Source organism: Anoxybacillus sp. ST70 (genome assembly GCF_019553625.1).
Lineage (GTDB): Bacteria > Bacillota > Bacilli > Bacillales > Anoxybacillaceae > Anoxybacillus > Anoxybacillus gonensis.
The window spans coordinates 168,588-194,929 of the sequence record NZ_JAHZOF010000001.1 but is presented as its reverse complement, the minus strand read 5'-3'; the positions used below and the strand labels follow the sequence as shown (position 1 = coordinate 194,929).

The window sequence follows — 26,342 nt, the reverse complement described above, 5'->3', positions numbered from 1 at the left end:
GTGAGACGATGCAAAAGGCAGTTGTCCTTGATGAACAAGCGATTCGACGCGCGTTAACGCGCATTGCTCACGAAATTATTGAGCGCAATAAAGGCATTGATGGCTGCGTGCTCGTCGGCATTAAAACGCGCGGCATTTACTTAGCGAAACGATTAGCCGAACGCATTGAACAAATTGAAGGAACATCCATTCCGGTCGGTGAGTTAGATATTACGTTATACCGTGACGATTTAACGGTAAAAACAGAAGATCGTGAACCGCTTGTGAAAGGAACGGACGTCCCGTTTTCCGTTACAAATCAAAAAGTCATTTTAGTCGATGATGTGTTATTTACAGGACGAACGGTGCGCGCAGCGATGGATGCCGTCATGGATCTCGGTCGCCCGGCGCAAATTCAACTAGCCGTTCTCGTTGACCGCGGTCATCGCGAACTACCGATTCGCGCCGATTTCGTCGGCAAAAACATTCCGACATCTAGCGCAGAAATGATCGTCGTCGAATTAAAAGAAGTGGATGACATCGATCAAGTGAGCATACATGAATAAAGCACCCTTTTTAAAGGCAGTCCAGCGAGGCTGACAAAGGGGATTCGTTTCCTATACCCTCTTTGTGCCTTCGTACGGACAAAGAGGGTTTTTTATTAAATATAGAAAGGGAGAGAGAAAATGAACAAACCGGTTTTAGATGTGAAAGATGTCCCTTCTTTTGGGCAGCTCATGACACTTAGTTTACAACATTTATTTGCGATGTTTGGTGCCACGATTTTAGTGCCATACTTAGTCGGATTAAGTCCAGCGATGGCGCTCATTTCAAGCGGACTTGGCACAATCGCCTTTTTAATCGTTACAAAATGGCAAGTGCCTGCTTACCTCGGTTCATCGTTTGCGTTCATTACGCCAATTATTGCAGCAAAAGCAACAGGCGGACCAGGAGCAGCGATGATCGGCAGCTTTTTAGCAGGGCTTGTATACGGCATCGTCGCTTTAGCGATTAAAAAAGCAGGTTATCGTTGGATTATGAATTTACTTCCGCCGATCGTCGTCGGTCCGGTCATTATCGTCATCGGATTAGGATTAGCAAACGTCGCTGTCAGCATGGCGATGAACGGTCCAGATGGAAAATATAGTTTAACGCACTTTTCTGTTGCTGTTGTCACGCTTGCCGCAACAATTATGTTTTCGATTTTATCAAGAGGAATGTTTAGCCTCGTTCCTGTACTCATGGGAATTATCGTCGGTTACGTATACGCGTTAGCCATTGGTGTGGTAGATTTATCCGGGGTTGCGAAAGCAAAATGGATTGAAATGCCAGATTTCTTATTGCCGTTCGTTCATTACGATGTGCGCGTGACGCTCGATATTGTGCTATTAATGGTCCCTGTCGCCATCGTCACGTTATCTGAACATATCGGTCATCAGCTAGTGTTAAGTAAAGTTGTCGGCCGCGACTACATTAAAGAGCCAGGGTTACACCGCTCGATTCTCGGTGACGGATTAGCGACGATGATTTCAGCTCTCATCGGTGGTCCACCGAAGACGACATACGGAGAAAACATCGGTGTATTAGCGATTACGCGCGTATATAGCGTATATGTGTTAGCTGGTGCAGCTGTGCTCGCCATCGCCTTCGGATTTTTAGGAAAAGTGACGGCGCTCATTAGTTCGATTCCGACACCAGTCATGGGTGGCGTATCGATCTTACTGTTCGGCATTATCGCCTCTTCTGGTTTACGCATGCTTGTCGACAGCAACATCGACTTTGGCGACAAGCGAAACTTAGTGATCTCATCCGTCATTCTCGTCATTGGAATTGGCGATGCGGTCGTGAAAGTATCGGAACAATTTGAAGTGCACGGCATGGCGCTTGCCGCTATAACAGGCATCATCTTAAATCTCATCTTGCCAGGTCGTCCGAAAGTGAATGATAGCGTATTTGAACAAACACACGATGTTGCATAACACACCTTTTAAAAGAAGTCCAGCGAGGCTTACAAAGGTGTGAACGAGGAAATCCGTTTCCCCAAACGGTCTCTTTCCTCATGCTTTCAAACACCTTGCCTCGCTTGGCAAGGTGTTTTTTTACTAAAAAGGAGGAATGTTGCATGAACCATTTACTAATGTTAGCAGAGTTATCGATTGATGATGTGCTTGCCATTTTGCATGAAGCGGAACGATTTGCGAACGGGGAAACGTGGAAAGTGAATAAACAAACGTTTGTCGCCAACTTATTTTTTGAGCCGAGCACGCGGACGCGTTGCAGCTTTGAAATGGCGGAACGAAAACTCGGGCTTGAAGTCATTCCGTTTGATGCAGATATGTCGAGCGTCCAAAAAGGAGAAACGTTGTATGATACGATTCGGACGTTGCAAGCAATCGGCGTGGAAGCCGTTGTCATTCGCCACCCATCCGATCATTATTTTGAACCGCTCCGTCATGCGATTGACATTTCGATCATTAACGCAGGCGATGGGTGCGGTCATCATCCGACGCAATCGTTGCTCGACTTAATGACGATTCGTCAACAATTTGGCACATTTATTGGGCTTGATGTGGCGATCGTTGGTGACATTCGTCATAGCCGAGTGGCGCGTTCTAATGCTGAAATATTAACAAGGCTAGGTGCAAACGTCTTATTTTGCAGCCCGCCGGAATGGCAAGATACAGAAAATGGTTATGGCACATACGTCGATCTTGATACGGCAGTAAAAGAGGCGGATGTCGTGATGCTTCTTCGCATTCAACACGAGCGCCATGACGAAAAAATGGGTTGGACAAAAGAGCAATATCACGAGCAATATGGCTTAACGATCGAACGAGAAAAACAAATGAAGAAAACGAGCATCATTTTACATCCTGCCCCTGTGAATCGCGATGTAGAAATCGCAAGCGAACTCGTTGAATGCGAACGGTCTCGCATTTTTAAACAAATGGAAAACGGCGTATACGTGCGCATGGCTGTATTGAAACGCGCATTACAAAAAGGAGGGACACAAAATGGCTACCATATTCAAACGTGCGCGCTTGCTTAACGAACAAGGCGAGTTCATCTCGGCTGATATAAAAATCGATGAAGGCCGTATTACTCATATCGCTTCTCATATGGATGAGGACGATCATGATGAAGTGATTGATGTAAACGGACAGTTTGTCGCTCCGGGGTTTATTGACGTCCACGTTCATTTGCGCGAACCGGGGGGAGAACATAAAGAAACGATTGCGACAGGTACGCTCGCTGCGGCAAAAGGCGGATTTACAACGATTGCGGCGATGCCAAATACAAAACCTGTTCCAGATACGAAACAACAAATGGAATGGCTCGTCCATCGCATTCGCGAAACAGCGCACGTGCGCGTTTTGCCGTATGCGGCGATTACTGTACGCCAAGCCGGAAAACAGCTTGTCGATTTTGCCGCATTAAAAGAAGCAGGGGCATTTGCGTTTACAGACGATGGCGTTGGCGTACAAAGCGCACGCATGATGTATGAAGCGATGCAACAAGCCGCCGCTCTTGATATGCCGATCGTTGCGCATTGCGAAGATGAAACGTTGACGTATAAAGGGTGCGTGCACGATGGGGCATTTGCGAAACGACATGGGCTTTCTGGCATTCCTTCCGTTTGCGAAGCTGTACATATTGCGCGCGATGTGTTATTAGCGGAAGCAACGGGCTGTCATTATCACGTTTGCCATATCAGTACGAAACAGTCGGTACGCATCGTGCGCGAGGCGAAGCGGGCAGGCATTCGCGTCACTGCCGAAGTAACGCCGCACCATTTGTTGCTTTGTGAGGAACATATTCCTTCGCTCGATGCGAATTTTAAAATGAATCCGCCATTGCGAACGAAAGAAGATCAACAAGCGTTAATCGAAGGATTGCTTGATGGAACGATTGATTTCATTGCTACTGACCATGCACCGCATACGGAAGAAGAAAAAAGTGAAGGGATGGTGCTTGCCCCATTTGGAATTGTCGGATTAGAAACGGCCTTCCCGCTTTTATATACACATTTTGTTGAAAAAGGAGTATGTACGTTAAAACAGCTCATCGATTGGTTGTCGAAAAAACCAGCCGAGACGTTTCGTCTCGATGGCGGACAATTAAAAGTTGGCGCAAAAGCAGATTTCGTTGTCATCGATTTACATACAACACAAGTGATTGATCCGGCTACGTTTGTTTCGAAAGGAAAAAATACGCCATTTGCAGGCTGGACGTGTAAAGGGTGGCCGACGATGACAGTCGTCGACGGAAACATTGTTTGGCAGAAAGGGAGAGAGTGATGAAACGACAACTCATTTTAGAAGATGGTACACGTTTTGTTGGAGAAGCGTTCGGAAGTAAAAGGCAAACAGTTGGTGAAGTCGTTTTTAACACAGGGATGACAGGATATCAAGAAATTTTAACTGATCCGTCGTATTGCGGACAAATTGTAACGATGACATATCCGTTGATCGGCAACTACGGCGTAAACCGCGACGATTTCGAATCGATCGAACCGCACGTGTTCGGGTTTGTTGTGAAAGAAGCGTGCCTATCTCCGTCCAATTGGCGAAGTGAAATGACGATTGACGAATATTTACGTATGAAAAACATTCCCGGGTTAGCAGGAGTAGATACGCGCAAGCTGACGCGCATCATTCGTCAACACGGCACGTTAAAAGGGATGATTTGCGACATGGACGTTTCGGTGACAGAGGCGATCGCGTACTTAAAAGAAACAGAGCTTATACGCGATCAAGTGAAGCGCGTATCGACAAAAAGTGCGTACGCTAGTCCGGGGCGCGGTCATCGCGTCGTTTTAATCGACTTTGGCATGAAGCACGGTATTTTGCGCGAGTTAAATAAACGTCATTGTGACGTCATCGTGCTGCCATACAATGCAACGGCAGAAGAAGTGTTGCAGCTACATCCGGATGGAGTCATGTTATCGAACGGGCCGGGGGATCCGAAAGATGTACCAGAGGCGATTCATATGATTCAAGGCATACTCGGTCACGCTCCACTTTTTGGAATTTGTCTCGGTCATCAACTGTTTGCACTCGCTTGCGGGGCGAATACGGAAAAAATGAAGTTCGGTCATCGCGGCTCGAATCATCCGGTTCAACATATCGAAACAGGAAAAGTCGCCATTACTTCACAAAACCATGGCTACACCGTCACGGAGCAGTCGCTTGCACGCACGCGGTTACAAGTGACACATATCGCTTTAAACGACGGAACGATTGAAGGGCTTCGCCATCGCGACGTTCCGGCATTTACGGTGCAATACCACCCAGAAGCGTCACCGGGACCAGAAGATGCAAACGATTTATTTGATGATTTTATTGCGATGATTGAACAGTTTAAAAAAGAAAGAGGGGTCGTTCATGCCTAAACGCCAAGATATTGAAACGATTCTTGTCATCGGTTCAGGACCGATCGTCATCGGTCAGGCAGCAGAGTTTGATTACGCAGGGACGCAAGCATGTTTAGCATTAAAAGAAGAAGGATATAAAGTCATTCTCGTCAACTCCAATCCAGCAACGATTATGACCGATACAGAAATTGCTGACAAAGTGTATATGGAGCCGTTAACGCTTGAATTTGTCTCGCGCGTCATTCGGAAAGAGCGTCCGGATGCGATTTTGCCGACGCTTGGCGGGCAAACGGGGCTAAATTTAGCGGTCGAATTAGCGAAAGCAGGAGTGCTTGAGGAATGTGGCGTTGAAATTCTCGGCACGAAATTAGAAGCGATTGAAAAAGCAGAAGACCGTGAACAATTTCGCGCGCTCATGAACGAACTTGGCGAGCCGGTGCCGGAAAGCGCCATCGTTCATAGTTTACAAGAAGCGTATGCGTTCGTTGAACAAATTGGTTATCCGGTCATCGTCCGCCCAGCATTTACGCTCGGTGGAACAGGTGGAGGCATTTGTACGAACGAAGAAGAGCTTGTCGACATCGTTTCTAGCGGTTTAAAAATGAGTCCGGTTCATCAATGTTTATTAGAAAAAAGTATCGCAGGCTATAAAGAAATTGAGTACGAAGTTATGCGCGATGCAAAAGACAACGCGATCGTCGTTTGCAATATGGAAAATATTGATCCTGTCGGCATTCATACGGGCGATTCCATCGTCGTCGCTCCGAGCCAAACGTTAAGCGATCGCGAATATCAACTGTTGCGAAACGCCTCGCTTCGCATTATTCGCGCGCTCGGTATCGAAGGGGGATGCAACGTCCAGCTCGCTCTTGATCCGCACAGTTTTCAATATTACGTCATTGAAGTAAACCCGCGCGTCAGTCGCTCATCGGCGCTTGCATCTAAAGCGACGGGGTATCCGATTGCCAAACTAGCAGCAAAAATTGCGGTTGGCTTAACGCTGGATGAAATGATGAATCCGGTCACAGGAAAAACGTACGCTTGCTTTGAGCCAACGCTCGATTACGTCGTTACAAAAATTCCGCGCTTTCCGTTCGATAAATTCGAATCAGCGAACCGCCATCTCGGTACGCAAATGAAAGCGACAGGGGAAGTGATGGCGATCGGGCGCACGTTTGAGGAGTCGCTATTAAAAGCGGTCCGCTCGCTCGAAACGAACGTCTATCATCTCGAGTTAAAAGAACAAGTCGACGACGCCTTGCTGCAAAAGCGTATTCGAAAAGCGGGCGATGAGCGTCTATTTTACATCGCCGAAGCGTTTCGCCGCGGCGTAACGGTCGAACAAGTACATGCATGGAGCCAAATCGACCCGTTCTTTTTAACGAAAATCGCCCGTATCGTCGCTTTCGAAACGGTTTTACGCGACCATGTTGGCGATATGACTGTTCTTCAACAAGCAAAAGAAATGGGCTTTTCTGATGTGGCGATCGCTAACTTTTGGCATATGACTGAACGCGACGTATATGAGATGCGTAAGCGCGCCCAAATCACACCGGTATATAAAATGGTCGATACGTGTGCGGCCGAATTTGAATCCGAAACACCGTATTATTACAGCACGTACGAAGAAGAAAACGAATCGATCGTGACTGCCCGTGAAAGTGTCGTCGTCCTCGGCTCTGGTCCGATTCGTATCGGGCAAGGAATTGAGTTTGACTACGCGACCGTTCATTGTGTATGGGCGATTAAAGAAGCGGGATATGAAGCCATCATTATTAACAACAATCCAGAAACCGTTTCAACCGACTTTAGCATTTCCGATAAGTTGTACTTTGAACCGTTAACGATTGAAGATGTGATGCACGTCATCGACTTAGAACAGCCGATTGGCGTCATCGTCCAATTCGGTGGACAAACGGCCATCAACTTAGCGGCGGAATTAGCGGCGCGCGGCGTGCGCATTCTCGGCACATCGCTTGAAGATTTAGATCGTGCGGAAAACCGCGACAAATTTGAACGGACGCTTGCGCAACTCGGCATTCCGCAACCGAAAGGAAAAACAGCATGTTCCGTACAAGAAGCGGTCCATATTGCGAACGAAATCGGTTACCCTGTTCTCGTTCGACCATCGTACGTGCTTGGCGGTCGGGCGATGGAAATCGTGTATAAGGAAGAGGAATTGCTTCATTATATGGAACATGCGGTCAAAGTAAATCCGCAACATCCGGTACTCATCGACCGTTATTTAATCGGAAAAGAAATCGAAGTCGATGCGATTTCGGACGGGGAAGACGTGTTTATCCCAGGCATTATGGAACATATTGAGCGCGCTGGCGTCCATTCTGGCGATTCGATCGCCGTATATCCGCCACAAACGTTATCAAAAGATATTCAACAAAAAATTGTCGATTATACAATTGCGCTCGCGAAAGGGTTGCGCATCGTCGGACTGTTGAACATTCAGTTTGTATTATATGACGGCGAGGTGTACGTACTAGAAGTGAATCCGCGTTCGAGCCGAACCGTTCCGTTTTTAAGTAAAATTACGAACGTGCCAATGGCGAATATAGCGACAAAAGTCATTTTAGGAGAAACGTTGCAAGCGCTTGGCTACAAAACCGGATTAAAAGAAGAAAGCGACGGTGTATATGTGAAAGCTCCGGTCTTTTCGTTTGCGAAGTTGCGCAACGTCGATATTTCGCTCGGACCAGAAATGAAATCGACAGGTGAAGTCATCGGAAAAGATGAAACGTTTGCGAAGGCGCTTTATAAAGGACTTGTCGCTTCAGGCATTCACATTCGTCCACACGGTGCCGTGTTGTTGACGATCGCCGACAAAGATAAAGAAGAAGCGATCGACATCGCCCGCCGCTTTTACCATATCGGTTACCAGTTGCTTGCGACAAACGGTACAGCACAAACGTTACGGGAAGCAAACATTCCGGTCACTGTCGTCAATAAAATTCATACCGGTTCACCAAACATTCTTGATGTGATTCGTCAAGGCAAAGCGCAAGTCGTCATTAACACATTAACAAAAGGAAAAGAAACGGAAAGCGACGGCTTCCGCATTCGTCGCGAAGCAGTCGAAAACGGCATTCCGTGTTTAACGTCGCTCGATACAGCGAAAGCGATGCTTCTCGTCTTAGAAGCGATGACGTTTTCGACAATGGCGATGACAGAAAAGAAGGTGGGCGTATGAAGGAGAATATGACGATCATCTCTAACCGCCAAATCGCCAAAGGCATTTATGAGTTGACGCTCGCAGGTTCGCTCGTTCAGCGCATGCGTACACCAGGACAGTTTGTGCACATGAAGGTGGCAAACAGCGGACCGCTGCTCAGACGTCCGCTCAGCCTTTGCGACATGAATCTAGAAGCGAATGAATGTACAATTATTTACCGCGCGGAAGGGGCAGGAACGACGCTCCTTTCGCAAAAATTGCCCGGAGACACGGTCGATGTGCTCGGTCCGCTCGGAAACGGTTTCCCGGTTTCTGCACTGTCAAGCGGACAACGCGCGCTTCTTGTCGGTGGGGGCATCGGTGTGCCACCGTTATATGAATTAGCGAAACAACTTGTGAAAAAAGGAGTGTTTGTGACGATTGTGCTCGGCTTTCAAACGAAAGATGTCGCATTTTACGAGGAGCGATTCGCATCGTTTGGCGAGACGTACGTTGCGACCGTAGACGGCTCGTACGGCATGAAAGGATTTGTCACCGACGTCATTCATCACTATCGCCTTTCGTTTGATGTGTTATACGCATGTGGACCGAAGCCGATGTTACGGGCGCTCGCAAACGAGTTTCCACTTCAAGACGTATATTTGTCGCTCGAAGAACGGATGGGATGCGGTGTCGGGGCTTGTTTTGCATGCGTATGTCGCGTGCCGCATAGCGAAACGGCATATAAAAAAGTATGTAGCGACGGTCCGGTATTTCGGGCGGGGGAGGTCGTGTTATGAATCGATTAGCCGTGGAGTTGCCAGGACTTTCATTAAAAAATCCGATTATGCCTGCCTCCGGCTGTTTCGGATTTGGACGAGAATACGCGAAATTTTACGATTTAAGCGTGCTTGGGGCAATCATGATTAAAGCGACAACGCTTGACGCGCGCTTCGGCAATCCGACGCCGCGCGTAGCGGAGACGCCAAGCGGCATGTTAAATGCGATCGGATTGCAAAATCCAGGTGTCGATGTGGTGCTCGCTGAAGAATTGCCATGGTTAGCGCAATATGATGTGCCGATTATCGCCAACGTGGCTGGTTCGACCGTAGAAGAATATGTAGAAGTGGCTCGGCGCATTTCGAAAGCGCCAAACGTTCATGCGCTCGAGTTGAACATTTCATGCCCGAACGTGAAAAAGGGCGGCATCGCATTCGGAACGGTTCCAGAAGTCGCTGCGGAGCTGACGCGGGCGGTCAAAGAAGTGTCGGACGTGCCTGTTTATGTGAAACTATCACCGAATGTCACAAACATCGTTGCGATGGCGAAAGCGGTTGAACAAGCAGGGGCGGACGGATTGACGATGATTAATACGTTATTAGGCATGCGCATTGATGTGAAAACAGCGAAGCCGATTTTAGCGAACCGAACAGGTGGGTTATCCGGTCCAGCGATTAAGCCGATTGCGATTCGAATGATTTATGAAGTGAGTCAAGCGGTATCGCTTCCGATTATCGGCATGGGCGGGATTGAAAGCGCGGAAGATGTCATCGAATTTTTTTATGCCGGTGCGAGTGCGGTCGCGATCGGTACAGCGAATTTCATCGACCCGTACGTTTGTCCAAACATTATTCGCGACTTACCGAATGTTTTAGATGAACTTCGTATCGATCATATTTCACAATGTACGGGAAGGGGATGGAACAATGGACAAACCGTTTATTGTAGCACTTGATTTTGCATCAAAAGAAGAAGTGCGACCGTTTTTACAACCATTTTCCGATACGTCGCTCTTTTTAAAAGTCGGCATGGAGCTATATTTTCAAGAAGGTCCAGCAATAATTGACGAACTGAAACAGAAAGGCCATCATATTTTTTTAGATTTAAAGCTTCATGATATTCCACATACAGTGAAGAAAGCGATGAAAGGGTTAGCAAAACTAGGCGTTGATTTAGTAAACGTTCATGCTTCAGGAGGAAGTGCAATGATGCGCGCGGCGATCGAAGGATTAGAAGAAGGAACACCACACGGGATGAGCCGTCCACGTTGCATTGCCGTTACGCAGCTGACGAGCACAAGCGAGCAAGTTCTCCGCGATGAATTGCTGATCGATCGCCCGATGAAAGAAACGGTCGTTCATTACGCATCTCTCGCTTACCGTAGCGGACTTGACGGTGTTGTTTGTTCCGCCCAAGAAGTGCCGCTTCTTCGCGCATCGTTCGGCACATCGTTTATCACCGTCACGCCAGGCATTCGCTTTGCGGGCGACAAAACAGACGATCAAGTGCGCGTCGTCACACCGTATGAGGCAAAACAGCTCGGAACAAATTATATCGTCATCGGACGAAGCATCACAAAAGCAAGTGATCCATATGCAGCATATGAGCGTCTAAAACGGGAATGGGATGGTGGACAATGATGAAAAAAGAAATCGCAAAACAACTTCTTTCCATTGGCGCAGTATCGTTGCGTCCAAATGAACCGTTTACGTGGTCTTCAGGCATACAATCGCCCATTTATTGCGATAATCGCTTGACGTTAGCGTATCCCGCGGTTAGACAAGCCATTGCCGACGAGATGACATCACTCATTCGCACGCATTTTCCGCATGTAGAAGTCATCGCTGGCACAGCGACGGCAGGCATTCCCCATGCCGCATGGGTGAGCGAGCGGTTGAATATGCCGATGTGCTACGTTCGCAGTCAAGCGAAAGGACACGGAAAAGGAAAGCAAATTGAAGGGAAAGTAGAACAGGGGCAACACGTCGTCGTCGTCGAAGATTTAATTTCAACAGGCGGCAGCTCATTGCATGCGGTGCGCGCTTTGCGTGAAGCAGGATGCAACGTGCTTGGTGTCGTTGCGATCTTTACATACGGATTAGAAAAAGGAAAACGAGCATTTCAACAAGAACAAGTCCCATACTATACCGTTACCGACTACGATACGCTCATGGAAACAGCGAAAGAACTTGGCATCATCACCAAAGAGGAGCAAACAACGTTGCACCATTGGCGTGAACAGCTAGAAGCATAACAATAAGGGTGTCCAACGAAAGCCGGACACCCTTTCTCATTATTTCGTGGAAATTGCGTTTGTTTTTAAATAGTGGATATCGTTTGCTTGTTGAATCGAACGGAGTGAAAGTGCTTGTAGGACCGTTTCTTGATGATCTAACTTCTCAAACCCTTCTTGCATTTGTTGCGACAACTGTTCGATTTGTTGTTTCATCATTGGAATTTCTTGTACATGCAACTCAACAACAGTCATTCGTTCCATTAATTGTCCAACCATTTCACGAATCGCTGGCACAAGCGCCACATCGTCTTTCGTAGCCATGCGCTGCTCGATGCTTGCGATATCGTCTTTTGTGGCCATGCGCTGCTCGATGCTTGCGATATCGTCTTTTGTGGCCATCGTCTGTTCAATATGACTGCCGCGACTTTCTAACGCTCGAATATCATCTTTTAACGCAGCGACGTCTGCTTTCGTTGCCATATTCGCACGCAAAAACGCCAACTCATCAAAAATGCGTTGCAACAACTGCTCCATTTTTTTCACCTCCTTTTTTCCGCTTCTATTATACCACCATTCGACAGAAAGAAGAGAGACGAAACAGAAAATATGACAAAAAATTTTTTGAATTTTTTTCTTTAGGTACATATATTGTCCATGTAAAATAGTAATATATTGTTATAAAAAGTTTTTCATAACTTAAGTGTTTATTAATTGATAAAAAATAAAATATTTGATAATATTCAAACAGGAGGGATTTAATGGACTGGATTGTCGGGATAGCTTTAATTATCATCATTTTTTTTTCAACTAGTACAATAGAAAAAACTCTTAAAACAATAAAAAGCCAAAATGATACAATTATCGAGTTATTAAAGGAGATAAAAAATAAAAAGGAATCGTAAATGCTTAATGGCAGGTGCAAGTACATCTTTTGGTGATGAACCAAATAACAAAATATTTTGATGAAAATGAAAAAACCCGCCTACCTAGACGGGTTTTTTCATCTTCACCACCATCTCCTCATCCGGCGTGACGTAAATCGTCTGCTGGTTTTCGTAAATGACGAAGCCGGGTTTGGCGCCGTTTGGTTTTTTGACGTAGCGAACGCGCGTGTAGTCGACCGGAACGGAGCTGGAGTGGCGCGCTTTGCTGAAGTAAGCGGCTAAGTGGGCAGCTTCGATGATCGTTTGTTCGGATGGCTGTTTGCTGCGAATGACGACGTGCGAGCCAGGGATGTCTTTCGTATGAAGCCAAATGTCGTCTTTGCTTGCGAATTTGTTCGTTAAATAGTCGTTTTGTTTGTTGTTTTTGCCGACGAAAATGTCGGTTCCGTCGCTTGATACGTAGTGTTCCAGTTCAATTGTGCGCGACTTTTGTTTTTTTTGTTTTGTCGCTTTGGCGCGCAAATAGCCTTGTTCGATTAATTCGTCGCGAATGTCGTCAATGTCTTTCGGCGATGCGGTTTCAAGCTGCTGCAACAGCGTATCGAAGTATGTGATTTCTTCTTTCGTTCGCTCGATTTGTTCCTGCACGATGGAAAGGGAATTTTTTGCTTTTTGATATTTTTGAAAATAGCTTTGTGCATTTTCTGACGGCGATTTTTGTTGATCAAGCGGAATGGTGATTGTAGCACCGTTTTCGTCATAATAGTTGACGACTTCGATTTCGCTCATTCCTCGCTTCATAGCATAAAGATTTGCGGTCAACAATTCCCCATATAGTCGATATTGTTCTGCCTGTTTTGCTTCTTCAAGCGTTTGTTGAAGTTTCAACAGCTTTTTTTCATTTTTCGCTTTTTCATTCGCGACAAAGCGTTCTAAATCGTGCGCTTGTTGTTTCACGCGGTCGCGTTCCGCTTTGCCGAAATAAAAACGGTCAAGCATCTCGCTTAACGTAGCAAAATGTTTCACTTCCCCTTCGATATGGGTAAGCGGCAACGCATAAAATACGTCTTTTGTTCCGTTTGTGTATATACACGGAGTAAATTTCTCGCTGCGTACATCTTCCATCAAAGAGATGAAGCTTTTCGGCAACGTCGCTCGGTTAGCAAGCTCTGCGCGATAGATGACTTCGCGCGCAAAAAGCGGCGAAATGCCCGTAAATGTGGCGACGAGTTGATCGGCTAATTTTCCTGCGAGAAAATCGATCTTTTTCAACACCGTCTCTTCCGTCGCATGAAGCGGATTGATTTTGTCGTGCGATGGAGGCAATATATAAGGCGCCCCAGGAAGCACCGTTCGGTATCGGTTCACCGCAGGGGAGAGATGTTTAACGCTGTCGATGATCGTGTTCGTCTGTTCATCAACGAGAATGATGTTGCTGTGGCGGCCCATCAATTCAACGACGAGCTGCTTTGTACATACATCGCCGAGCTCATTTCTTCCTTTGACATGAATGATGATGATGCGATCAAAATCGACTTGCGTAATCGCTTCAATGACGCCTCCTTCAATATGTTTGCGCAGAAGCATACAAAACATCGGCGGCTCATGAGGGTTATCGTACGTCTCGTTCGTCAAATTGACGCGCGCATACGTCGGATGAGCAGATAATAACAATTTATAATTGCTTCCGTGCGAACGAATATGAAGCACTAATTCGGACGGAAACGGCTGATAAATTTTTGAAATGCGCCCCCCGACAAGCGTGCGCTGTAATTCTTTTGTCATCGCATATGTAAATACTCCGTCAAACGACATAAAAAACACCTTTCTCTTTTTTTCTTTTCATTATACCATATCATTTTTTCGTACATGCCTGAATAAGCTGTCATAGATAAGACAAGCGGAAGGGGGAGAGAAATGAGCTGGCACGGATTGCGTATCGAGCAGGTGGAACAACAAGTAAATACAAAGATCGGCTTTGGATTAACGGAAAAAGAAGCGAAAAGACGATTAAAACAATTCGGCAAAAACGAGCTGTCGGAAGAAAAAAAGCCGTCTGCGCTAAAACAATTTTTTAGTCAGTTTCAAGATTTTATGGTGCTCGTCTTATTGGCGGCAACGGCGATTTCCGCCGTATTAGGCGAATACATCGATGCGGTCGCCATCGTGGCGATTGTCATCATGAACGCTTTTTTAGGATTTATACAAGAGCGCCGGGCGGAAAAGTCGCTTGAGGCACTAAAGCAATTATCCGCACCAGAATCGCTCGTTTTACGGGATGGGGAATGGATCAAAGTGCCGTCTGCTCAGTTAGTCGTTGGCGATATTGTCAAATTCGCAAGCGGCGATCGCATCGGGGCAGACGTGCGCATCGTTGAAGCGAAAGGGTTATATATTGAAGAATCGTCGTTGACGGGCGAATCGCTTCCTGTCGAAAAACAAACAGCGCCACTTGTAGATGATGTGCCATTAGGTGATCGCACAAACATGGCGTTTATGGGGACGCTTGTGACAAACGGAAGCGGAATAGGCATTGTCGTAGCGACAGGCATGCATACAGCGATGGGACAAATTGCCCACTTAATCCAGTCGGCGCCAACGATGACGACACCGTTGCAACGAAAGCTCGAACAGCTCGGCAAAATTTTAATTGTCATCGCTTTAGCGCTCACAGCGCTCGTTGTCGTGCTTGGCGTATGGCAAGGACATGCGGTATATGACATGTTTTTAGCTGGTGTGTCGCTTGCGGTTGCCGCCATTCCAGAAGGATTGCCTGCGATCGTTACCGTCGTATTGGCGCTCGGTGTCCAACGCATGATGAAGCGAAACGCCATCGTGCGCAAACTTCCTGCGGTTGAAACGCTCGGTTGTGCCTCGGTCATTTGTTCTGATAAAACAGGAACGATGACGGAAAATCAAATGACAGTCACGCATGTGTGGGTGAATAACCGACTATGGACAGTAAGCGGGACGGGCTATGAACCGAAAGGAACGTTTTTATATAACGGCAAACAAGAAAAGGTAGATGCTGCCTTACAGCAAATCTTATTATTTGGGGCGCTATGCAATCATGCGAACATAAAGAAAAAAGGAAAAACATATATGATTGATGGCGATCCGACCGAAGGGGCCCTCGTTGTTGCGGCGGCGAAAGCGGGATGGACGAAAGAAAAAATCGCTGCCGAGTTTACGATTGAACATGAATTTCCGTTTGATTCGACGCGAAAAATGATGTCGGTCATCGTAAAAGATCGCGCGAATCGGCGCTTTATTGTCACAAAAGGTGCGCCAGATATGTTGCTTGAACGTTGTCGTTTCATATATATGGATGGTCAAGCGAAACGAATGCGCGACCAAGAGCAGAAAATGGTGCAGCAAACGGTCAATACGCTCGCTTCTCAAGCGTTGCGAACGATTGCGATCGCCTATCGGCCGCTTTCTTTGACGGAAACAATGAACGATGAAACGAAAGCGGAAAGCGACTTAACGTTCATCGGTTTACAAGGGATGATCGATCCGCCGCGGAAAGAAGTAAAACAAGCCATCGCGGAATGTAAAAAAGCAGGCATTAAAACAGTGATGATTACAGGAGATCATGTGTTAACGGCGAAAGCGATTGCCCAACAACTGCACATGATGCCACCGAACGGCAAAGTGATGGACGGCAAAACGTTAGCGACGTTATCTGTTGATGAATTAGAAGACGTCGTTGAAGATGTATACGTTTTTGCGCGCGTATCACCAGAACATAAATTAAAAATTGTGCAAGCGTTGCAAAAAAGAGGGCATATTGTCGCGATGACAGGCGATGGCGTCAATGATGCTCCGGCCATTAAAACAGCAAACATCGGCATCGCGATGGGAGTGACAGGAACAGATGTATCAAAAGAAGCCGCATCGCTCGTTTTGTTAGATGATAACTTTGCGACAATTAAAGCGGCGATCGAAGAAGGACGAAACATTTATGAAAACATTCGTAAATTTATTCGCTACTTGCTTGCGTCAAACGTCGGTGAAATTTTAGTGATGTTATTTGCGATGATATTTGCGCTTCCTCTTCCGCTCGTGCCGATTCAAATTTTATGGGTAAACCTCGTCACAGACGGACTACCTGCCATGGCGCTCGGATTAGACCCAGCGGAAGAAAACGTCATGAAGCGGCCACCGCGTCATCCGAAAGAAGGAGTTTTCGCCAGAGGGCTCGGTTGGAAAATTATTAGTCGCGGCTTTCTCATCGGCATGGTGACGTTGATCGCTTTTCTTGTCGTGCATACGCGACATCCGGAAAATTTAACGTATGCCCAGACGGTTGCCTTTGCGACGCTCGTGCTCGCTCAACTCATTCACGTGTTTGATTGCCGAAGCGAACGGTCGGTGTTTGACCGAAATCCGTTTGAAAATATGTATTTAGTGCTCGCCGTGTTGTCGTCGCTTTTCTTGTTGCTTGTCGTCATTTACTATCCGCCGTTACAGCCGATTTTCCATACGGTTTCGTTGCCGCTGACCGATTGGTTGCTTATTGTTGGCTTATCGTCTATTCCGACGTTTTTACTTGCTGGTTCGTTATTTACACGCCGCCGCTCATGAAATGTTTTCGCTATATAGTGATATATGCTATAATGGGAAAAGGTAATGGAGTGAATCTATTACCTTCTTTTATTGTCGATAACGTACAATGGATGTGAGAGTATGATCGTAAGTATGACAGGATTTGGTCGAGGAAAAAAAGAAGGCGAAAACGTGAGCGTTACGGTGGAAATGAAGTCAGTCAATCACCGTTTTTGTGAAATTTCGATCCGCATGCCTAGACAGTGGGTGATGTTTGAAGATAAAATAAAAAGAGTCATTACACAACATATTGCTCGTGGACGTGTCGAAGTGTTTATTACGATTGAAGGGGAACAGCTCGTCGAACGAACGCTTCATGTCGACTGGCAGCTTGTTGATGCGTATTATCGCATGCTTACTGATGTGCGCCGACGGTTTCATTTCGCCGATGATGTGTCGCTTCGAGATGTTGTACATATGCTATCGGATGCGGTTGAAATGACGGAACAGCCGATCGAAAACGATGCCCTTCTTTCTCTTCTTTTAGAAGCGACAAAAGAAGCGGTCGAGCAATTGAAACAGATGCGCGAACAGGAAGGAAACGCGCTATTAGCAGACATGCTGATGCAGCTGGAGACGATTGAGAAAAGCGCACATCGCATTGAACAACTTGCGCCAACAGTCGTCGCTTCTTATCGCGAACGCATACATAAACGAGTGAGTGAATTTGTACAGGGTGTCGTTGATGAACAACGGCTATTGACGGAAGTCGCTTTATTTGCGGAAAAAGTGGATATTCATGAAGAATTAAAACGGATATATAGCCATATTGAACAATTTCGTCGCATCGTTTCTGAAGGAGGAGCGGTCGGACGAAAGCTTGATTTTCTCGTCCAAGAGCTCAATCGTGAAATGAATACGATCGGTTCAAAAGCGAACGATCGCTATATTGCTTCCGAAGTTGTCGAAATGAAAAGCGCCCTTGAAAAAATTAAAGAACAAGTGCAAAATGTAGAGTAGTTTGTTTATCAATAGAAGGTGGGGATGACCGTGAAAGAACGAGGGTTATTAATCGTCCTATCGGGACCGTCTGGCGTCGGAAAAGGGACGGTACGAAAAGCATTATTTTCACAACCAGATATTCAATTGCAATATTCCATTTCTGTGACGACGCGCAAACCACGTGAAGGGGAAGTCGATGGCGTCGATTACTTTTTCAAAACGCGCGAGCAGTTCGAACAAATGATTCGCCAAAATGAGCTGCTAGAGTGGGCGGAATATGTCGGAAACTACTACGGCACGCCAATTGATTATGTAGAAAAAACATTGCAAGAAGGAAAAGACGTATTTTTAGAAATTGAAGTACAAGGAGCGATGCAAGTTCGCAAAGTGTTTCCAGAGGCGCTCTTTATTTTCCTCGCTCCGCCAAGTTTAAGCGAATTGCGTAAACGAATTGAAATGCGCGGAACGGAATCAGAAGATTTAATTCGCGATCGTTTACAAGCGGCGAAAGAAGAATTAGAAATGATGGATGCATACGATTACGTTGTCGAAAATGATCAAGTAGAACTCGCATGCGAGCGCATTAAAGCGATTGTCATGGCAGAACATTGCCGACGCGAACGCGTGGCACAACGATACAAAAAGATGTTGGAGGTGGAGTAATATGTTATATCCTTCCATTGATTTACTCATTACAAAACTCGATTCAAAATATACGCTCGTCACAGTTGCGGCAAAGCGCGCCCGCCAATTGCAAGTAAAAAATGACTTAACGATCGAAAAACCTGTGTCGAAAAAATTTGTCGGCAAAGCGTTAGAAGAAATTGCGGCGGGTCATATTGAAGTCGTTAGCGAAGAAGCAACGCAATAAACTACTTACGACAACCTAGTTTTTAGGTTGTTATTTTTTTACAAATACCGAACGAAAGGGGCAACGTCGATGCTTCAGCAAAAAAACATTTTATTATGTGTTACAGGTGGCATTGCTGTATATAAAGCAGCGGCGCTTACAAGCAAACTTGTGCAAGCGGGGGCGAATGTCAAAGTCGTTATGACGGAAGCTGCTTGTCAATTTGTTACACCGCTTACGTTTCAAGCGTTATCAAAAAACGAAGTATACATTGATACATTCGACGAAAAAAAGCCGAACGTCATTGCACACATTGATTTAGCTGATTGGGCACATCTCGTACTCGTTGCCCCTGCGACCGCAAACACGATCGCAAAACTGGCGCATGGTTTAGCTGATAACATGGTGACAACGATTTTACTTGCGACGAAAGCACCGGTTTGGCTTGCGCCTGCGATGAACGTCCATATGTACGAACATCCAGCGGTACAACAAAATATGCGCACGTTGCAGTCGTATGGCTATCGCTTCATTGAACCAGCGGAAGGGCTGCTTGCGTGCGGTTACGTTGGAAAAGGGCGATTAGAAGAGCCAGAAACGATCGTCGCATTGCTTGAACAACATGTTGCATCAAACGAACTGTTAAAAGGAAAAAAAGTGTTAGTGACAGCCGGTCCGACGCGCGAAAAACTTGACCCTGTCCGCTTTTTCAGCAATCACTCGACAGGAAAAATGGGCTATGCTCTCGCAGAGGCAGCGCGCGATTTAGGAGCGGACGTCATCCTTATTTCCGGCCCGACGTCGCTCGCTCGTCCGGAAGGGGTACAGACGATTCGGGTAGAAAGTGCACAAGACATGTATGAAGCGGTGATGAAGCATTTTCAACATAGCGATATCGTCATTAAAACAGCGGCAGTAGCAGACTACCGCCCTAAATATGTCGCCGACAATAAAATAAAAAAACAACAAGGAGACTACACTGTCGTTCTTGAGCGAACGATCGACATTTTACAAACGCTCGGCGAACAAAAAACGCACCAATTTTTAGTTGGCTTTGCGGCAGAAACGAACGATGTGGAACGATATGCGAAAGAAAAGCTTGCGCGCAAAAATGCCGATATGATTGTCGCAAATAACGTTGTCCAAGAAGGAGCTGGGTTCGGTACGGATACAAATATCGTGACGATATTTAAACGAGACGGAACGGCAAAGCAACTTCCACTCTTGCCAAAATCGGAAGTGGCCAAACAAATTTTATATGAAATTTATCATGAAATTGAGGGACGCCTATGACAGTCGCTTCTGTCATCGTCGATATTCCTACGAGTCAAACGGATCGCCCGTTTGATTACGTGATCCCAGCTGAACTTGTCGGCGTTGTACAACCAGGCATGCGCGTTGTCGTACCATTCGGCACACGTTTTTTACAAGGATTTGTCATTGAGCTGAAAGAAACGACGGACATGCCGCGCGAACAATTAAAGCCCATTCATTCTCTTTTTGACGTTGTTCCTGTATTTAATGAAGAATTGTTGCAACTTGGAAAGTGGCTAACTGAAACGACGCTTTGTTTCATGGTATCGGCGTTTCAAGCGATGTTGCCTGCCGCAATGAAAGCGAAATATGAAAAAGACATTCGACTCATTGAGCAACATATGCCGTTCATACACGAAAAAGTACGTGCGTTGTTTCGCGACCGTCTCGTCATTCCGTGGAGTGAAGTGGCACAAACGCCATACGTGCCGCTGTTGCAAAAAGAAATCGCAAACGGCCATATTGAAGTCGTTTACCGAGTTGAAGAAAAAGGAAAAATAAAAACAGAAAAGTGGGTCGAACTGCGCGCAAGCGACGATGAGATCATACATGCGCTTGCATCGCTTCCGCAGCGTGCCATAAAACAAAAACAAGTGCTTGAGCGTTTGCTTACAGCCCGCTCTCTTCCTTTGAAACAATTGTTAAGTGAAACAAATAGCACGTTTGCTACTGTTCAAGTGCTCATGAAAAAACAGCTCGTCGCTGTGACAGAAAAAGAAATATATCGTGATCCGTATGCCAACCGCTCGTTTACAAAAACAAAACCGCTCCCTTTAACAGACGAACAACGCCAAGCGTTACAGGCGATCGGAAAAGCGATTGACGAAGATGCGCATGACGTTTTTTTAATGTACGGCGTCACAGGAAGCGGCAAAACAGAAGTGTATATGCAAGCGATTGATCTCGTCTTAAAAAAGGGGAAAGAAGCGATTGTGCTCGTACCAGAAATTTCGCTTACACCTCAAATGGTGAAGCGGTTTAAAGAACGATTCGGTTCGCAAGTCGCTGTTCTTCATAGCGGGTTATCGCTTGGAGAAAAGTATGACGAGTGGCGAAAAATTCAACGAAAAGAAGTGCAGCTTGTCGTTGGAGCTCGTTCTGCCATTTTTGCCCCGTTTGAAAACATCGGCATCATCATTATTGATGAAGAACATGAAACGAGCTACAAACAAGAAGAATCACCGCGCTACCATGCGCGCGATGTGGCCATTTTTCGCGGTCGTTACTATCGTTGTCCGGTTGTGCTTGGCAGCGCTACGCCATCGCTCGAATCGTTTGCGCGCGCTCAAAAAGGGGTATATAAACAAGTCACGTTAACGAAGCGAATGAACGATCATGCGATGCCGCCTGTGGCCATTGTGGATATGCGTGAAGAACTGCGCGCAGGAAACCGTTCGATGTTTTCCCGCCTTTTATTTGAAAAATTAACGGAACGTTTACAAAAAGGAGAACAATCCGTTTTATTTTTAAATCGTCGCGGTTATTCTTCTTTCGTCATGTGTCGGGATTGCGGTCACGTCATTCAATGTCCGCATTGCGATATTTCACTGACGTATCATCGCGTTCAACAACAATTGAAATGTCATTATTGTGGATACGAACAGCGAATGTCGTCGCATTGTCCTGCTTGTCAAAGCGAACATATTCGCTTTTTCGGAACGGGAACGCAAAAAGTAGAAGAAGAATTAACAAAGCTGCTTCCAGAAGCGCGCGTCATTCGGATGGACGTCGATACAACGAGCCGAAAAGGAGCACACGAGCGACTGCTTCATCAATTTGGAGAAGGAAAGGCTGACATTTTACTCGGCACGCAAATGATTGCCAAAGGGCTCGATTTTCCAAATGTCACATTAGTTGGCGTATTAGCAGCAGACACGATGCTTCACGTCCCTGATTTTCGCGCGGCAGAAAAAACGTTTCAGCTGTTGACGCAAGTAAGCGGCCGAGCAGGGCGGCATCATTTGCCGGGAGAAGTCGTTATTCAAACGTATACACCTGAACATTACAGCATTCAATTCGCAAGCAAACATCATTATGAGGCGTTTTATGAACGGGAAATGATCAATCGAAAAAAACACGGATATCCACCGTTTTATTATTTAACGCTCATTACGGTGTCGCATATTGATGCGCTAAAAGGAATAAGCATCGCTGAAAAAATTGCTACACATGTGAAAAAACATTTGTCAGCTGAAGCGGTTGTACTCGGACCCGTTGCTTCTCCGATTGCGCGCATGAACGATAGATATCGTTACCAATGCATGATAAAATACAAGCGGGAAGCGAACTTAACGACAGCGCTCCGCACGGTTATGGAACATTATCAGCGCGAGATGGCGCGCGGCGATGTGACGATTACGATTGATTTAAATCCATATATGATGATGTAAATAAGGGAGGAACCATTTTGGCTATTTTACCGATTGTAACATATCCTGCCCCGATTTTAGAAACCGTTTGCCAGCCGGTCACTGTTTTTGACCGCAAGTTGACGAAAATATTAAACGACATGTACGATACGATGATTGCGGCCGATGGGGTCGGATTAGCTGCCCCGCAAGTCGGCATCGATCAACAAATTGCGATTGTTGACATTGGCGACCGCCATGGGCGCATCGAGTTAGTGAATCCCGTCATCGTTGCCCAAAGCGGAGAACAAATCGGACCAGAAGGATGTTTAAGTTTTCCGGGATTATTTGGAGAAGTAAAACGTTCTCAATATGTGAAAGTACGCGCGCAAAATCGGCGCGGTCGTCCGTTTGAAATCGAAGCGACAGGTTTTTTAGCTCGCGCGTTACAACATGAAATCGATCATTTACATGGCATATTATTTACGTCAAAAGTCATTCGTTATTATGAAGAAGGGGAGTTCGAACAATGAACATTGTATTTATGGGAACGCCTGATTTTGCTGTTCCGATTTTAGAACAGTTGATCAAAGACGGATACAACGTTGTTGGTGTCGTAACACAACCGGACAAGCCGAAAGGACGAAAACAACAATTAACCCCACCACCAGTCAAAGTGACTGCACAGTCGTACAACATTCCGGTATTGCAGCCGACAAAAATTCGTGAAAAAGATCAATATGAACAAGTGCTCGCCTTACAGCCGGATATGATCATCACTGCTGCATTTGGACAAATTTTACCGAAACCGCTCCTTGAAGCGCCAAAGTATGGGTGCATTAACGTGCACGCCTCGCTTTTGCCAGAATTGCGCGGAGGGGCCCCTATTCATTACGCCATTTTGCAAGGAAAAGAAAAAACAGGAATTACAATCATGTACATGGTTGAAAAACTCGATGCAGGCGACATATTAACACAAGTGGAAGTGCCGATTGATGAACGCGATACAGTCGGGACGTTGCACGACAAACTTAGCGAAGCAGGGGCGAAACTACTTTCTGAAACGCTTCCGAAACTGCTTCGTGGCGACATTACACCGATAAAGCAAGATGATGAACAAGCGACGTTTGCATACAACATTAAACCAGAACAAGAACGAATCGATTGGACAAAAGCGGGCGAAGACATTTATAACCATATTCGCGGTATGAATCCGTGGCCTGTCGCTTATACGATGCATGGCGATGAACGTTGGAAAATTTGGTGGGGAGAAAAAGTACAAGCATCTTCCCAAGCGAAGCCAGGCACCATTGTTGCTGTTGAACGCGATGGCATTGTTGTTGCAACCGGCAACGAAACAGCGATTAAAATCACTGAATTGCAACCAGCAGGAAAACGGAAAATGAGCGCTATTGACTTTTTACGCGGTGCAACGATTGAAATCGGGACAGTATTAGGAGGAACGAATGAGTAAAAAAAACGTCCGAAACTTAGCGTTAGATGTGTTAATCGATATTGAAAAAAAACGAGCATATAGCAATTTATCATTACATCATGTGATCGAAACAAACGAATTATCCGCCCAAGATGTTGCGCTTTTAACAGAATTAGTATACGGCACGATCCAACGACGCGATACGCTTGACTACTATTTACAGCCGTTTATAAAAGGAAAAATTGAGCTATGGGTGCGCCTATTGCTTCGTCTGTCGCTTTATCAAATGGTATTTTTAGACCGGATTCCTGATCGCGCAGTATTATTTGAAGCGGTAGAAATAGCAAAGCGTCGTGGGCATCGCGGCATCGCCTCGCTCGTAAACGGTGTATTGCGCTCCATTCAGCGCGAAGGATTGCGCTCATTTGATGAAATAAAAGACGACTTCGAACGTCTAGCCGTTGCGACAAGTCATCCGCTTTGGCTCGTGCGTCGATGGGTCGAACAATTCGGATGGGATGAGACGAAACGAATGTGCGAAGCGAACAACTTGCCACCAGAACAAACAGCAAGGGTAAACGCGATGCGTGTAACGGTTGACGAAGCGATCGCCCGCTTAAAAGAAGAAGGGATTGAAGCCGTTCCTTCTTCTGTCGTGCCGATTGGAATAAAAATGGTCAAGGGCAATGCAGCGAAAACGAGCGTGTTTCAAGAAGGGCTTGTGACGATTCAAGACGAAAGCTCGATGCTTGTTGCTTACGCCCTTTCTCCAACCGAAACAGACGTCGTGTTAGATTGTTGCGCGGCACCGGGCGGAAAGACGACGCATATGGCTGAACGAATGAACAATAAAGGCCGCGTCGTTGCGCTAGATATTCATGATCATAAAGTAAAACTGATTGAGCAGCAGGCAAAGCGTCTAGGCTTGTCGAATATTGAAGCGAAACAACTCGATAGCCGTCAAGCGCATACGCAATTTGCTCCTGAAACGTTTGATCGCATATTAGTCGATGCCCCGTGTTCAGGGCTTGGCGTCATTCGGCGAAAGCCGGAAATTAAATATGCGAAAAACGAAAACGATATGGCGCAACTTGCTGCTATTCAACGAAATATTTTGCGGTCGGTCGCTCCGCTTTTAAAACGCGGTGGAACGCTCGTATATAGCACATGTACGGTCGATCGGGAAGAAAACGAACAAGTCATCGCTGCATTTTTAGACGAACATCCACAATATGAGCTCGATGAAACGCTTGCTTCGCGCTTGCCATCATCGGTGGCGCCATATGTACGTCACGGCATGTTGCAATTGCTTCCACATCACGTATATAGCGACGGATTTTTTATCGCAACATTGAAAAAGAAAGGTGAAATGATATGAAACCATCCATTTACTCGCTGCGTTTAGAAGACTTGCAAAGTTGGGTGGAACAGCAAGGGGAAAAGCCGTTTCGCGCCACACAAATTTTTGAATGGTTATATAAAAAACGAGTGACGTCATTTGAAGAGATGACGAATATTCCAAAAGCGTTGCGCGAGCGGCTACATGAACAGTTTGTCATCACGACATTAAAAACGCTCGTACAACAAACGTCAAAAGACGGAACGATGAAGTTTTTATTTGAACTTCATGACGGCTATTCGATTGAAACGGTGCTTATGCGTCATGACTACGGTAATTCGATTTGTGTGACGACACAAGTCGGCTGCCGAATCGGCTGTACGTTTTGTGCTTCGACATTAGGTGGCTTAAAGCGCAATTTACAAGCAGGTGAAATTGTTGCGCAAGTCGTCAAAGTACAAAAAGCGCTCGATGAAACGAACGAACGAGTGAGCAGCATCGTCGTTATGGGAATTGGGGAACCGTTTGATAACTATGATGAGCTCATCAAGTTTTTAAAAATCGTAAACCATCCGAAAGGGTTGCATATTGGCGCGCGTCACATTACTGTATCAACAAGCGGCATCATTCCGAAAATTTATCAATTTGCCGATGAAAATATGCAAATTAACTTCGCCATTTCGCTTCATGCGCCAAATACAGAATTGCGCTCGAAGTTGATGCCGATTAACCGCGCTTATAAATTGCCAGAGTTGATGGAAGCTGTGCGCTATTACATTGAAAAAACAGGGCGGCGCGTGACTTTTGAATACGGTTTATTTGGCGGTGTGAACGATCAAATTGAACATGCCGAAGAGCTTGCTGCGCTTATTAAAGGATTAAAATGTCATGTCAACTTAATCCCGGTGAACTACGTGCCTGAACGCAACTACGTGCGCACGCCGCGCGAGCAAATTTTTGCGTTTGAGAAAACGTTGAAAAAACATGGCATTAACGTAACGATTCGCCGCGAACAAGGGCACGATATTGATGCGGCATGCGGTCAGCTACGTGCGAAGGAGCGGAAAGAAGAAACGAAAGCGTAACGATG

The 26,342-nt window shown here is 46.1% G+C and carries 23 protein-coding genes; 21 read left to right on the top strand and 2 right to left on the bottom strand.

All coding sequences use genetic code 11. The features are described 5' to 3' along the window. Positions 1-8: 8 nt before the first annotated feature. The 10 genes from pyrR to pyrE all read left to right on the top strand — a co-directional run bounded on the left by pyrR (position 9) and on the right by pyrE (position 11,550). Positions 9-545, top strand: coding sequence for a bifunctional pyr operon transcriptional regulator/uracil phosphoribosyltransferase PyrR (gene pyrR, locus K1I43_RS00980; RefSeq protein WP_021094892.1), 537 nt, complete (start codon positions 9-11; stop codon positions 543-545). Between the two features lie 120 nt (positions 546-665). Next, entirely contained in the window at positions 666-1,958 is a 1,293-nt protein-coding gene (locus tag K1I43_RS00975; RefSeq protein WP_009373558.1) for a solute carrier family 23 protein, read from the top strand. Between the two features lie 143 nt (positions 1,959-2,101). Continuing rightward, complete coding sequence (locus tag K1I43_RS00970; RefSeq protein ID WP_220382593.1) at positions 2,102-3,028, top strand: aspartate carbamoyltransferase catalytic subunit; 927 nt, start codon at positions 2,102-2,104, stop codon at positions 3,026-3,028. Further along, positions 2,994-4,277, top strand: a complete 1,284-nt coding sequence (locus K1I43_RS00965; RefSeq protein WP_019418363.1) for a dihydroorotase — start codon at positions 2,994-2,996, stop codon at positions 4,275-4,277. The genes K1I43_RS00970 and K1I43_RS00965 overlap by 35 nt, the downstream gene beginning before the upstream one ends. Continuing rightward, positions 4,277-5,371, top strand: a complete 1,095-nt coding sequence (locus K1I43_RS00960; protein WP_220382592.1) for a carbamoyl phosphate synthase small subunit — start codon at positions 4,277-4,279, stop codon at positions 5,369-5,371. The genes K1I43_RS00965 and K1I43_RS00960 overlap by 1 nt, the downstream gene beginning before the upstream one ends. Further along, the gene (carB, locus tag K1I43_RS00955; protein ID WP_220382591.1) at positions 5,364-8,555 is read left to right on the top strand and encodes a carbamoyl-phosphate synthase large subunit; all 3,192 of its coding nucleotides are present in this window, start codon (positions 5,364-5,366) and stop codon (positions 8,553-8,555) included. Before K1I43_RS00960 ends, carB begins: the two co-directional genes overlap by 8 nt. Then, positions 8,552-9,316, top strand: a complete 765-nt coding sequence (locus K1I43_RS00950) for a dihydroorotate dehydrogenase electron transfer subunit (protein WP_220382590.1) — start codon at positions 8,552-8,554, stop codon at positions 9,314-9,316. Before carB ends, K1I43_RS00950 begins: the two co-directional genes overlap by 4 nt. Next, complete coding sequence (locus K1I43_RS00945; protein WP_009373564.1) at positions 9,313-10,251, top strand: dihydroorotate dehydrogenase; 939 nt, start codon at positions 9,313-9,315, stop codon at positions 10,249-10,251. Before K1I43_RS00950 ends, K1I43_RS00945 begins: the two co-directional genes overlap by 4 nt. Continuing rightward, positions 10,223-10,936: an orotidine-5'-phosphate decarboxylase gene (gene pyrF, locus K1I43_RS00940; RefSeq protein WP_220382589.1), complete on the top strand. Its 714-nt coding sequence runs from the start codon at positions 10,223-10,225 to the stop codon at positions 10,934-10,936. Before K1I43_RS00945 ends, pyrF begins: the two co-directional genes overlap by 29 nt. Next, positions 10,936-11,550: an orotate phosphoribosyltransferase gene (gene pyrE, locus K1I43_RS00935; RefSeq protein ID WP_026011809.1), complete on the top strand. Its 615-nt coding sequence runs from the start codon at positions 10,936-10,938 to the stop codon at positions 11,548-11,550. The genes pyrF and pyrE overlap by 1 nt, the downstream gene beginning before the upstream one ends. A 39-nt stretch (positions 11,551-11,589) precedes the next feature. Here pyrE and K1I43_RS00930 read toward each other — a convergent pair whose 3' ends face one another. After that, positions 11,590-12,066, bottom strand: a complete 477-nt coding sequence (locus K1I43_RS00930; RefSeq protein ID WP_019418369.1) for a hypothetical protein — start codon at positions 12,064-12,066, stop codon at positions 11,590-11,592. A 224-nt stretch (positions 12,067-12,290) separates the two neighbouring features. Here K1I43_RS00930 and K1I43_RS00925 point away from each other — a divergent pair, with 224 nt between their 5' ends. Continuing rightward, positions 12,291-12,434, top strand: a complete 144-nt coding sequence (locus K1I43_RS00925) for a hypothetical protein (protein WP_019418370.1) — start codon at positions 12,291-12,293, stop codon at positions 12,432-12,434. Between the two features lie 84 nt (positions 12,435-12,518). On the opposite strand, the gene K1I43_RS00920 is transcribed toward K1I43_RS00925, so the two are convergent. Continuing rightward, on the bottom strand, positions 12,519-14,231 hold the full coding sequence (locus K1I43_RS00920; RefSeq protein ID WP_019418371.1) for an Rqc2 family fibronectin-binding protein: 1,713 nt from the start codon (positions 14,229-14,231) through the stop codon (positions 12,519-12,521). A gap of 102 nt (positions 14,232-14,333) precedes the next feature. On the opposite strand from K1I43_RS00920, the gene K1I43_RS00915 reads away from it, so the two are divergent. The 10 genes from K1I43_RS00915 to rlmN all read left to right on the top strand — a co-directional run bounded on the left by K1I43_RS00915 (position 14,334) and on the right by rlmN (position 26,337). Further along, positions 14,334-17,003 carry a calcium-transporting P-type ATPase, PMR1-type gene (locus K1I43_RS00915; protein WP_019418372.1) on the top strand — a complete coding sequence of 890 codons (2,670 nt, stop codon included), beginning with the start codon at positions 14,334-14,336 and terminating at the stop codon, positions 17,001-17,003. 102 nt (positions 17,004-17,105) lie between these two features. Further along, complete coding sequence (locus K1I43_RS00910) at positions 17,106-17,984, top strand: YicC/YloC family endoribonuclease (RefSeq protein ID WP_009373571.1); 879 nt, start codon at positions 17,106-17,108, stop codon at positions 17,982-17,984. Positions 17,985-18,008: 24 nt separating this feature from the next. Further along, positions 18,009-18,629: a guanylate kinase gene (gene gmk, locus K1I43_RS00905; RefSeq protein ID WP_009373572.1), complete on the top strand. Its 621-nt coding sequence runs from the start codon at positions 18,009-18,011 to the stop codon at positions 18,627-18,629. Between the two features lies 1 nt (position 18,630). Continuing rightward, a complete protein-coding gene (gene rpoZ / locus K1I43_RS00900; protein ID WP_026011810.1) occupies positions 18,631-18,837 on the top strand; it encodes a DNA-directed RNA polymerase subunit omega in 207 nt (68 codons plus the stop codon). 69 nt (positions 18,838-18,906) lie between these two features. Beyond that, positions 18,907-20,109 (top strand): bifunctional phosphopantothenoylcysteine decarboxylase/phosphopantothenate--cysteine ligase CoaBC, encoded by a 1,203-nt coding sequence (coaBC, locus tag K1I43_RS00895; RefSeq protein ID WP_019418374.1) that lies wholly within the window; start codon positions 18,907-18,909, stop codon positions 20,107-20,109. Then, positions 20,106-22,520: a primosomal protein N' gene (gene priA / locus K1I43_RS00890; protein WP_019418375.1), complete on the top strand. Its 2,415-nt coding sequence runs from the start codon at positions 20,106-20,108 to the stop codon at positions 22,518-22,520. Before coaBC ends, priA begins: the two co-directional genes overlap by 4 nt. 17 nt (positions 22,521-22,537) lie before the next feature. After that, positions 22,538-23,011 carry a peptide deformylase gene (gene def / locus K1I43_RS00885; RefSeq protein ID WP_019418376.1) on the top strand — a complete coding sequence of 158 codons (474 nt, stop codon included), beginning with the start codon at positions 22,538-22,540 and terminating at the stop codon, positions 23,009-23,011. Next, positions 23,008-23,952, top strand: a complete 945-nt coding sequence (gene fmt, locus K1I43_RS00880) for a methionyl-tRNA formyltransferase (RefSeq protein WP_019418377.1) — start codon at positions 23,008-23,010, stop codon at positions 23,950-23,952. Before def ends, fmt begins: the two co-directional genes overlap by 4 nt. Next, a complete protein-coding gene (rsmB, locus tag K1I43_RS00875) occupies positions 23,945-25,291 on the top strand; it encodes a 16S rRNA (cytosine(967)-C(5))-methyltransferase RsmB (protein WP_019418378.1) in 1,347 nt (448 codons plus the stop codon). Before fmt ends, rsmB begins: the two co-directional genes overlap by 8 nt. Beyond that, entirely contained in the window at positions 25,288-26,337 is a 1,050-nt protein-coding gene (gene rlmN, locus K1I43_RS00870; RefSeq protein WP_009732843.1) for a dual-specificity RNA methyltransferase RlmN, read from the top strand. The genes rsmB and rlmN overlap by 4 nt, the downstream gene beginning before the upstream one ends. Positions 26,338-26,342 lie beyond the last annotated feature (5 nt).